The sequence below is a fragment of the Paenibacillus sp. FSL F4-0097 genome (assembly GCF_038593125.1).
Taxonomy (GTDB): domain Bacteria; phylum Bacillota; class Bacilli; order Paenibacillales; family Paenibacillaceae; genus Paenibacillus_AQ; species Paenibacillus_AQ odorifer.
The window spans coordinates 2,012,886-2,022,492 of the sequence record NZ_CP151965.1 but is presented as its reverse complement, the minus strand read 5'-3'; the positions used below and the strand labels follow the sequence as shown (position 1 = coordinate 2,022,492).

At 42.2% G+C, this 9,607-nt stretch carries 23 protein-coding genes; all 23 read right to left on the bottom strand.

Annotated elements, in window-relative coordinates:
* Positions 1–24 precede the first annotated feature (24 nt).
* Positions 25–624, bottom strand: coding sequence for a hypothetical protein (locus MHH86_RS08840; protein WP_341170681.1), 600 nt, complete (start codon positions 622–624; stop codon positions 25–27).
* Between the two features lie 163 nt (positions 625–787).
* On the bottom strand, positions 788–1,057 hold the full coding sequence (locus MHH86_RS08835; RefSeq protein WP_341170680.1) for a hypothetical protein: 270 nt from the start codon (positions 1,055–1,057) through the stop codon (positions 788–790).
* A gap of 258 nt (positions 1,058–1,315) precedes the next feature.
* On the bottom strand, positions 1,316–1,906 hold the full coding sequence (locus MHH86_RS08830; protein WP_341170679.1) for a sigma-70 family RNA polymerase sigma factor: 591 nt from the start codon (positions 1,904–1,906) through the stop codon (positions 1,316–1,318).
* Positions 1,907–1,953: 47 nt separating this feature from the next.
* Complete coding sequence (locus MHH86_RS08825; RefSeq protein ID WP_341170678.1) at positions 1,954–2,175, bottom strand: hypothetical protein; 222 nt, start codon at positions 2,173–2,175, stop codon at positions 1,954–1,956.
* Between the two features lie 126 nt (positions 2,176–2,301).
* On the bottom strand, positions 2,302–2,727 hold the full coding sequence (locus MHH86_RS08820) for a hypothetical protein (protein ID WP_341170677.1): 426 nt from the start codon (positions 2,725–2,727) through the stop codon (positions 2,302–2,304).
* A 15-nt stretch (positions 2,728–2,742) separates the two neighbouring features.
* On the bottom strand, positions 2,743–3,165 hold the full coding sequence (locus MHH86_RS08815; RefSeq protein ID WP_341170676.1) for a YopX family protein: 423 nt from the start codon (positions 3,163–3,165) through the stop codon (positions 2,743–2,745).
* Between the two features lie 40 nt (positions 3,166–3,205).
* Positions 3,206–3,388, bottom strand: coding sequence for a hypothetical protein (locus tag MHH86_RS08810; RefSeq protein ID WP_341170675.1), 183 nt, complete (start codon positions 3,386–3,388; stop codon positions 3,206–3,208).
* A gap of 14 nt (positions 3,389–3,402) precedes the next feature.
* Positions 3,403–3,780 carry a hypothetical protein gene (locus MHH86_RS08805; RefSeq protein ID WP_341170674.1) on the bottom strand — a complete coding sequence of 126 codons (378 nt, stop codon included), beginning with the start codon at positions 3,778–3,780 and terminating at the stop codon, positions 3,403–3,405.
* A complete protein-coding gene (locus MHH86_RS08800) occupies positions 3,777–3,983 on the bottom strand; it encodes a hypothetical protein (RefSeq protein ID WP_341170673.1) in 207 nt (68 codons plus the stop codon). Before MHH86_RS08800 ends, MHH86_RS08805 begins: the two co-directional genes overlap by 4 nt.
* A gap of 30 nt (positions 3,984–4,013) precedes the next feature.
* Complete coding sequence (locus MHH86_RS08795) at positions 4,014–4,205, bottom strand: hypothetical protein (protein ID WP_341170672.1); 192 nt, start codon at positions 4,203–4,205, stop codon at positions 4,014–4,016.
* A complete protein-coding gene (locus MHH86_RS08790) occupies positions 4,202–4,564 on the bottom strand; it encodes a hypothetical protein (protein ID WP_341170671.1) in 363 nt (120 codons plus the stop codon). The genes MHH86_RS08795 and MHH86_RS08790 overlap by 4 nt, the downstream gene beginning before the upstream one ends.
* Positions 4,561–4,800, bottom strand: a complete 240-nt coding sequence (locus MHH86_RS08785; RefSeq protein WP_341170670.1) for a hypothetical protein — start codon at positions 4,798–4,800, stop codon at positions 4,561–4,563. The genes MHH86_RS08790 and MHH86_RS08785 overlap by 4 nt, the downstream gene beginning before the upstream one ends.
* Positions 4,801–4,870: 70 nt before the next feature.
* Entirely contained in the window at positions 4,871–5,071 is a 201-nt protein-coding gene (locus MHH86_RS08780; RefSeq protein ID WP_076144277.1) for a hypothetical protein, read from the bottom strand.
* Between the two features lie 97 nt (positions 5,072–5,168).
* Positions 5,169–5,348, bottom strand: a complete 180-nt coding sequence (locus tag MHH86_RS08775; protein ID WP_341170669.1) for a hypothetical protein — start codon at positions 5,346–5,348, stop codon at positions 5,169–5,171.
* 62 nt (positions 5,349–5,410) lie between these two features.
* Positions 5,411–5,647 (bottom strand): hypothetical protein, encoded by a 237-nt coding sequence (locus MHH86_RS08770; RefSeq protein WP_341170668.1) that lies wholly within the window; start codon positions 5,645–5,647, stop codon positions 5,411–5,413.
* Positions 5,644–5,964, bottom strand: a complete 321-nt coding sequence (locus tag MHH86_RS08765; RefSeq protein ID WP_341170667.1) for a hypothetical protein — start codon at positions 5,962–5,964, stop codon at positions 5,644–5,646. Before MHH86_RS08765 ends, MHH86_RS08770 begins: the two co-directional genes overlap by 4 nt.
* A 3-nt stretch (positions 5,965–5,967) precedes the next feature.
* Positions 5,968–6,351, bottom strand: a complete 384-nt coding sequence (locus MHH86_RS08760; RefSeq protein ID WP_341170666.1) for a hypothetical protein — start codon at positions 6,349–6,351, stop codon at positions 5,968–5,970.
* Positions 6,348–6,578, bottom strand: coding sequence for a hypothetical protein (locus MHH86_RS08755; protein WP_341170665.1), 231 nt, complete (start codon positions 6,576–6,578; stop codon positions 6,348–6,350). Before MHH86_RS08755 ends, MHH86_RS08760 begins: the two co-directional genes overlap by 4 nt.
* Complete coding sequence (locus MHH86_RS08750; protein WP_341170664.1) at positions 6,575–7,027, bottom strand: hypothetical protein; 453 nt, start codon at positions 7,025–7,027, stop codon at positions 6,575–6,577. Before MHH86_RS08750 ends, MHH86_RS08755 begins: the two co-directional genes overlap by 4 nt.
* A complete protein-coding gene (locus MHH86_RS08745) occupies positions 7,021–7,377 on the bottom strand; it encodes a hypothetical protein (RefSeq protein WP_339248150.1) in 357 nt (118 codons plus the stop codon). Before MHH86_RS08745 ends, MHH86_RS08750 begins: the two co-directional genes overlap by 7 nt.
* A complete protein-coding gene (locus MHH86_RS08740) occupies positions 7,374–7,991 on the bottom strand; it encodes a hypothetical protein (RefSeq protein WP_341170663.1) in 618 nt (205 codons plus the stop codon). The genes MHH86_RS08745 and MHH86_RS08740 overlap by 4 nt, the downstream gene beginning before the upstream one ends.
* A 5-nt stretch (positions 7,992–7,996) precedes the next feature.
* Positions 7,997–8,344, bottom strand: a complete 348-nt coding sequence (locus tag MHH86_RS08735) for a hypothetical protein (RefSeq protein ID WP_341170662.1) — start codon at positions 8,342–8,344, stop codon at positions 7,997–7,999.
* Between the two features lie 57 nt (positions 8,345–8,401).
* The gene (locus MHH86_RS08730) at positions 8,402–9,577 is read right to left on the bottom strand and encodes a hypothetical protein (RefSeq protein ID WP_081383860.1); all 1,176 of its coding nucleotides are present in this window, start codon (positions 9,575–9,577) and stop codon (positions 8,402–8,404) included.
* Between the last annotated feature and the right edge of the window lie 30 nt (positions 9,578–9,607).

Genomic DNA, 9,607 nt, shown 5'->3' with positions numbered 1-9,607 from the left:
ATTTAAGACATGAAAAAAAGCGCCCTATTCGGGAGCTTCACTAGTATACATATTATTCAACTTAAGAAATAAGCTTTTATAATCTATTCTCATATATTGAACCACTTCTTCATAACCGATATCATTAGGACCTAATTTATTAATGAAGCTTTCATTATCGCCAAAAATTTCTTTTATAAAATATCTGCAATTACGCGGTGTATGATCGAATGCATTCTCATCGTTATAATTCTGAAAATCCGTCTTTAGCCGTTCTATGTGACCATAAATCTTATAAATGCTCGCTAGTTCATCTGGTTCAAACTCGACTATTAGGTTTGCAATATGATTTGAATACTGTGATCCAACAGGAATGCCACCTGGCTTCTTTTTTGATGAAGCTACCAATCTCGCCTCAAAAACGGCAGATAGGAGATCAGAGTATATCATTTTCGCACTCACTTTTATCAATAATTGAACTCTCGCTTTTTCCTTTTCCTCTTGCATCAATTGGTGTTCGTTCTGGGCTTTAATATTCTTATTAGTAGCCCATAAACCACCGAGAATACTTGCAACGCCACCAATAAATGCTCCAATCAGCCCACTTAAAAGAATGTCCCAATCTAAATCACTTAACCAGTCCATATGTAACCCTCCTTAATATCACATTTCGACATTTGGAGTTTTTATCCTCTTATTTACCCATGTACCTTACTTCGCCGTCACCTCTGCAGCTTTTGGGGTTTAGATTATGGGCTTATGCGCAAATAAAAAAGCCGCCTATTAGCGACTTTACTTTGTTACTATTTTATTTACGGGAACAATCTGGACAACCAACATATTTCGGAATCCCGCTATCTGCCATCTTGGCATTAACTAAATCATGAGAAGGATAGACCATATCATATTTATCCCATGCTCTATCCCATTCATCGTTATAGATTTGTCCTTTTCCTCCGCATGTTTCACAAACCTTTTTCTCTGGTTGTTTCTGTAACTCTTCATTTGTTTTGTCTCTTTGTGCAGCTATCGCTTTCTGTTGTCCGTTTAGGTGTTGACGATCATATCTATACGACATAATTACATCTCCCTTTCATCGAATTCATATGTAAATAAGAAGAAATATTTGAAGTTATCTGATATTTTCTCCTTACATTACATTCTAATTCAAATGGAAGAAATACGTAAAGACGACAATCATTAATTAATAAGTAATTTGTAGAGCTCAATTAATCGTGAGCTCATCGGTTGGCGTGGGCTTCAACACGCCATTCATTATAAGAGTCGAACCGTTAATAGGTTCCTCCTATATATAGGTGGCAGGCGTACGGCAAGATTAGACACATTGGAGAAATAGACTCATTCCCTTGTTAATCTCTACTTTGGTTGTAGCGCGATCCAGATAAGATTGTACTGTGCTTTTTTTAGTATCAAGTTCTTCAGAAATCTGTTTTAGTGACATTCCACAACCGTGGTGTAGAACGAAGCATTGCCTTTCTCTCTCAGATAAATTGTGCATGGCATCCTCAATAGCATATTGTTCATGAGGTTGCAAACAACGTCCTTCCTCTTCCTCCTGTTGAAACTCTACTTCATAGGCTGTGAGATATTCCATCCATGCAGGATCCCATACACTTGTTCGTTGAGCTCCAGATCTTCTATCAATCGTTCTTCGCCATCCTGGAGGATATCCTGTTTCCATCCATTCAATTGAATAATCTAGATCACTTATAATTGCAGACATCATATTTTTATCTAATTTAATCGGTTCCATCTGCTTACGTAAGAGTTCACGCTCATTCCTATCTTTGGAGTCTTCTATTTTCTTCTTCAGCGGCTCAAGTTCTTTTTCCAGTGAAGCAAGCTTTTTATTTAACTTCCCTTTAGTGTCTTTATAACTCGCAATCAACGCCCGATCATTAATCATTAACCCTCAACTCCTTTATGATATAATCGACTTGAGGATAAAAGCTGCTATTGCCCTGACGCTTCAGGGCTTTTTTCTGTATAAATACCTTCCACCAACATAGAAAACATCTTCATATTCGTACTGATAGGATATGTGTTATACGTATCTTTGAATCTAACCCAGCTCGGACCCCACGCCAGTACATTTACAGGCTCTCCAGGGCTTGCAGTAAAAATAAATTGTCTATGCCCGTCCGACAATGCTTTTTGAGTGTCCTTGTATCTCATTCAACTGACCTCGCTTTTATAGTGTCTTGTTCCTCTCTTTATGGGGAGCAGATTATGTAAACCTTATCCGGCCCCCGTTATCACTGGGATTATTCGGTCTGACTCGATGGCCTTCGGCCAAATAAATCACTTTATCCTGAACCCGCCTGACTTTTCAGCGAAATCCGCAAATCCTTCCACCTTTTCAATGGTTTCAAGAGCAGCCGGAAGACTGTAAGTTTTCACGAAATCCTTGTTCCACTCTTCCATTCGAGTTCTTTCTTCCTCGCTTAGCGATTCCCATTCTTCACGTTTTCCGCGCTCGACACTGGCCCAGCCTCTTGCCACAGCCGCCATCAAGCAGGCGTTTTTCTTAGTAACATAATATCCATCCATAGACATTGGACTGGCGCCTCTTTTATCAGGATTGTAACGGTAAGATGCTGGTCTGATGGAATTTCCAGCCCCGATAACAAGGCCAACTCCAATTTCGAGAAGAATGTACGGCCAGAAGAAAACTCCATAACTGATTCGTTCAACATCCTTTTTCCTTGGATAAAGATCATACGGCATATCCTCTTCTCCCCCTTATACCTCTATTAGTTCTGGATTCTCGTAGATTGAACCTAATACTTCTGCTTTCAATCTCCACAGTGTTGACGTGTTCGGAATCATCATGTGTCCTTTTTTCCACCGTAACCGGGGTCCGAAGTGATAACCGTGGTAGTATTCAAGTACACCTATTTTTTCGTAATCCTCAATTTCGAAGCCCTCACCGGTCGATCGCACATGCTTAGTTTTGATGATATCTCCTGGAAAAAGTTTGGTTTCAATGGCATCCTTTAATCCAAAGTATTGTCCGACAGTATCGGGATTGACTTCGTGTATTCCTGCGTACACCGAGCCTTCACGTGACTGAATGAATGCTCCCCCGCAATTTTGCCAATAGTACCCGAATACCCATTCGCCGTTATCTATGCGTTGGCCCCGAAATATAATTTCTCTGACCATCGTGTATCGTCTCCTTTGATTGGGGTCTCAGCCCCCTAAATTAATCCAGTGCTGATACTTTAGGCTCTATACTTGCAATCAGATTCATGTTCATGAACACTTGTATACGAATTCCCTTCATATCCCGATAAAATGCCCATGCCTCAGAATCGTTTTGCGTTGCCATTTCTACTTTTCCATGCAGCGTGTTAATCAAAACGTATACAGTGTCATGCTTAGACATGTGTCTCAGCCCCCTTATAAGTTCAGTACAGCCAATAGAGCAGCCTTACAGATTGCTTCAGGTAAGCTTGGGCTCCGAACAATCCACCGATCAATAAGCTTGTTGTTTTCGTCCTGGTGTGGCAGCACCTGATATTCATCAGGCCAGACTCTTATATCCATGTAGATTTTGTTCTGCCGCATCTTCTCTACCACTTCCCAAGCTGCGGACATGTTGGTCGATGGGCTGAAATAGGCCGGTTGCCAATCTACTATATCTCCATCAACTTCATGCACCCATGTAAATGAGGCACCTTCCGGATCTTTTTTCATATTGAATATATGCCGCATCACATGCTCGTTTAATTCTTTCCCTGGTTTCTTCGCCAGTATCTCTTTCCTTGTGAGTGTCATTGGGCACCAACTTCCTTAATTACTTTGCAATCATCTTTCTGTATGTGCCGCCCGTATGGATAGTAATCATTTTTCGGTATTAGGAATAGATTGGGATGTTTGCTATCTTCTTCGACTTCAAAGGTTTCACCAATATGTTTGTGGTACCACCATGGAATAATCGGTGCAGGTGGAGTGTGAGATACGATCTTTACTGTTGTCATTGGTTATCTCCTTCCTCAACCTCAATTTATCTACACTTGTACATTCAAGTTTTCCATTTGCTCTATTGCTTCTCCTAAGTTCTCCAGCTTTTCAAAGTTATCTTTCGCTTCGTCTATTTGCTTATCTCTAACTTGGTCGGCAATCAACAAGCGCAAACTATCATATCTATCATTGAGCTTATCCAAGGTCTCTATCACGTCTTTTAATTTCACTAAGTTCATGAGCTGCCCTCCTTGGGTGCTGGGGTATCTGGGTAAAGGGTGCGTAACAGATTACTTACAGAAATGTACGCCGCGTTATCATCCGGTTCTAGAACTTCTTCGAAATCACCAAAGTTCATGTATGCCCGACCTTCTTCTGAGTCGTATCTGAACATGAACACCATAAGTTCTAGCGCCTCTTTCAGCTGCCGTTCACGTTCTCCGCGCTCTTTGGCTTCTTGGAGCCAGTATTTCAAAAGTACATAGGGAGGTTCGTAATTGTTAACGTTGAGCAAAGGTCGCGGATTGTTTACTAAAAATTCAATATCGTCAAACATCGTTGCTCGATCCCAGTCCTTTTGCCAGTCCCTTTGTGTCATTGGGCTTCCTCCCCTACCTCATATTCGTCACAGAAGCATTCACTTTCTACGCTGCCGCAGCCGACGCAAATCTTCTCTATCGTCCATCCAAGGAACTGGTATTCTGTCTCAACCGAGTATTCTTTACCGCATGAATCGCACTTTACTTCATGTGTTCCTTCTTCCCATTCTGCGTAATTATCTTCTACATCATGATTGCAATAAGGACATGATTGCGTTTTGACTAACTCTGTCATGGTTATTTCCTCCCTTAGTGGGAGAGGAGGGATATTAACCCTCTCTGTCCCTGTATCTTCGTAATGCACATCATTCTTCAATTTCATGTACGCCAAATTTATCATCACACTTTCTTTCTAGTACCGTCACAGTATTTTCTGCACGTTTTTTAGAAGAATAGCGTTTAGCCTCAGATAATTTACACCCTGCGGGGAATGTCTCCCCTTGGTGAGTGTATGTGTTTCCCCTGTAAAATTCGCTTAGCCCTTCCACGTATATTACATATTTCATAAAATCGCACCTTCCTTCACAGTTTGCGTCTACTGTGCCTTTGGGAGAGGAGGGATACTCCTACTCCCTTAATGATCTGTATCTTCGTACTTCGACACTATCTAATTTGTTGATGCACTAAACGAAAGTCCACCCAAATATCATGTATAAGCACAGCCAAACCATCTTCGTTAATGATCGAATTACCCGTGACAGTATAAGGAATATCTGATTGAAAAATTTCCTTATCATGCTCATCAATCATGTTATCTTCCAAATATATAACTCGTTTACTCAATGACCTCACTCCTTCACGGTTTGTTTCTAATTTTCAGCATCTTCGTACTACGCATCAAAATATTAAAGTTGTGCCGATATCCCAGCGTTACCAACGATAGTCCAGACACCATCCGGATAAACATCCAACCAATCACCAATTCCGACTATTTGGTTTTCGACCGCCAAGCCCTGCACACCAGATTTATTTGTGGCGTAGACCACCAATGCCATCTCTCTGGTTTCTTCATCTCTCAGAACATCATGTAGTTGTATTTCCTTGCCTGTGGTATCATATCTGGCTTCGACTGTTCTGGTCATACTGTAATTCCTCCTTCATAATTGGAAAGCTCAACCTTCCCGTTCTCGTCGTAGACATCAAACAGCTCATTGGTGGCCCTGAGAGTGGACGATCTCAGCTCAAGGATGCGCTTAAGCGTCTTGCAGCTGTATACCTTCATGCCTTGGTAACGCCCATCAATTCCTTTAAATCCGCCGCGATAGAAGCGAGAGAACTCGCGGGCTTTGTACACTGCCCGATCGTCGCTCATGAATTTCCGCTCCGAGATGATGTTGCCGTTAGTTAGAGGAATGGGCGGAATCGTCTTTTCCTCTGGCTCCTTGCGTAAATAGTACATTTGCTATCTCTCCCCCTGTAGCGTGATATATGCCGCCTCTGCCCTCTCTCGGGGGCTGGCGGTGAGTGCGACGGTGATTATTCCCCATGGATGATACTCAAGTCTCCTTCTGTCAGAAGGCTTGGATATCAACTCCACAAGAGTCTCGGCATATCTCACTCCCACCAACTTTATTGCTCTAGACTCTACCTCCTGAGATGCAGCATAATCAGAACAATAATCGGGTACAAAAGTCCATGCACTTTCTTCTCTTGTATAAATTCCAACACTATCTCCGTTTGATCGGCTAAGGTTAAAGTATCGACCTTCAGTAGATACGCTATATCCCATCAACTCAGCCAGTGCCTGGTTAAGCTGCTTGTTTGTCTTATCCTTTACTTGTGTCATGACTTGACTCCCTCCATTCCGAGCATGATAACTCGCTCACCGATCCCTTTTCCTGTTATTAGGATGCCTTCAACCTCTATTGACTTACTGGGCATATGAGCAACCTCATACCCTTTATTGCGAATTGCTTCTGCTAATGGTCCGATCATACTTGGCAGGATACCTATAGTGTCGTATCCACCGCCCTTGACCAAAACCGTTATTACGATTGGCTTTTCTTGGCTCATGCCTTACCCTCCCCATCCACAAATCCCATATGGTTGTTTTCAAACCATTCAATCTTTTTCTGTTGTCGGGCTATGGTCTGCTGTGCCTCTGCTAACTCAACTCTTGCCGCCAAAGCTTTCTCTTTCCACTTCGCCCCATACCCAAGACTTTCGGGAGATGTCTTCGCTCGGAAGAACTCAATGTCTTGTTGTGACTCTTCTAGAGCAGCCAGCATACGTTCATCCTCTGAAGGTAAAACGACCTTTTGCAGAAATTCAGGTGCGAATGATCCACTGTACCCTTCGAGGAATACAGAATCCTGTGCAAATACTCCCTTCCCTCGCGTAAACTGATCTGACTTGCACGTCCATATCTTTCCCGGTTCTTCCTCGGATTCAATGCAAGTGTGCATTACGACACGATCACCCTTTTTAAGCTTCTTCTCTTCTATCCGTTCTGGTGTCAGCATTGAGATTCCCCCTCACCAAGTAATTGAATTAATAGCCCTTCTGCAAATTCTGCTGCTTCCACTTCTTCGCTTGGAAGTAGTTCTCGGATATATCTATGCCCAGCCCGGAATGTTGCCAGTTTGCGTATCGCCTCCCATACTTGCGCCCATACACCAACGCCGAATTTTTCATATAATGGGCCTTTATACTTAGCGTATAGATCAGCTAAAGGACTCTTTGCCGCCGAGTGGCTCACTCTTAAATCTTGCTTGGTTAGGTCTCTTAGGATTTCAGCTTTTATATCTGCTTTGAGCAATGCAAGCTGTTCTGGTGTCATGCTGGGTAAGGAAACTTTTCCTGACTCACTCATAGGACCTTTCCTCCGTGCCGTTGTGGCCGAGTTGCGTTATACGCCATCTTTTCATTAATCGATTGTTCCAGATCAATGCCGTATCGACCACAAGCGTCAAATACACGAATCACAATGTCTGCCAGCTCGGACGGTATGCCGCAGGGTTTCCAATCAGAGTTACGTTCTTCAGGATTACAGTAAGCTACGCCTGCTTTGGTTTCGTACCATACTTCTCTTGGAGAATGTCCATTCCGGAAATCTTCCAATGCTTCAGAAGCTTCCGAATGTATAAGCGCAATGATTTCACCAAAACTCCGTTCTTCAACCCACCAACCTTTATCTACAGCATTACAGTGGGCTTCATTTACTAAGTAGTTGATTGTTCCAGGTGTGTAATAGACCAACTTACCTTTATCAAATCCGTTTGCGTAACCCTCACAAAATGCCATTGCCAAAATACAAGTTGTTTCAGCATCTCCGTATTTGCGAATGGTATCTTGCGTAACACCAACCTCAGCCAACTCATTTACCATTTCTGGTGTAACATCAACTAAAATATAGGCTTCGTCACCGCCGTTTTGCTCTACTACTTCCAAACTGTTCAAAACATCTAAGATTGCTTGTTTACTCATACTTGTTATGCCTCCCCTGAAATGGATTTTTTAAAGCGCTCGACTCCGGCTAGTCTCCCAAAAATAAACTCTTGATCAAGCGGCGGCGTATATGGATTTTCGTCTTCTTGTGTACGATAGAGGTAGGCTGCTGTGCTGGATGCCTTGTATCTTTCCATAGCCAGTTTATAATCAAGGATCATGTTGGCAATCTCTTCTGGGCTCTCCTTAACCAGCGCATGTCCGGCACCGGGAATCGTGACATCGGTATAGACTTTGTAAGTTCTAAACACTACATCTACCGGAATGAATACAGGTGTTTCACTTGCAATATCTCCGCGCCCATTTAGAAGTACTTCCGTGAGTTTTATCATGCTTATCAGCTCCTTTATAGGAAAGAGGGTGGTTAACCCTCAATTCTCCTTGGTCATTTAAGATACTAATGCACCTATTTCCCAGGCTATCTTCCGAACTTCCGGCCAGTAATGTGCGTCTGGTCCCTGCCCGTTGCTATCCTTACAAAACCATTCTGTAATCGTTCGTTTCCCATAAACCACATATTCCCTCAGAGCCTTCACCCAATAGCTTTCTGTACTGGACATTGGTAATGTTCGACCATATAAACTAAGCTTTACAGGGATCTCATGTACCTTGTGGTTCCCCCATGCCTTGCTTTCGGTTTCTATCAGGGACAACCGTCCGTTGGCTTTTAATTCAAATGCGAAAAGTCTTGAAGTCCAATCAAATTTATAAAGCTTCGAGAGCATCTCATTTGCTTTCACTAAGCGTCCTTCTTTGCCTATGACCTTGCATTCCTTGCTAATCTGGGTTGCCACAGTTTCGCTGAACTTAATGCGCGCTGCTGGTTTATGATGGCCAGATTTTTTGATCAGTTTTCGTTTCCGGTTTTCCTCACTGTCTAAATCAAAGAACTCAAAACTCGCTATATTTCTGTAGTTATATTCATGCAGTATGACCCACCACATGTTGTTGATATTGTGGTAAACAATGCCACGCTGCAAACACCCTTTACGGTCTCTGAAATACTTAACTTCTCCATTCCGGATGCGCTTTCCGTCTTTATCTTTGCTGTTGTAGCTTGGTACCTCATACTCCGGTAATTCTTTTCCTTCTTTGTAATGACAAGAGCTTTTAATATGGTCCATCACTTTATCAAAAGCCCTGACTGTAACCGGCTTGGATTGATCCGTATACCCATCTTCCTTGCACGTTTCTTTAATGTGTTTTAATTCAGTTAGAAATGACAAGCGAAGCAAGTATGGCATGAGCTTTAATTTATCGAAATCATAGTATCCGCCGCTTTTATTGACGGTGTTTATTTCTTGGAAAAATTCAATTTTAAATCCCATGCGATATTTTTCAGCCTTAAACTTAAGATTTCCCTTCTGCCCCTCAAAGTGGTCTTTTGCCAAACAAGCGTAATCTCTTAAAATACGCTGATCTGTCTGAATGAACCATCCTCGTTCTTTCATCTTTTCAAATATAAGACCCATAACAGCCGAGGCATTATCTGATTCATCTCTTAGATAAAAACTTGTTCCCTGCGAAGCAAGATTGTCTTCGAAATACATTTCTTTATTGATCATTTCTCGCTCTCTCTCCTTATGGGCTATGCC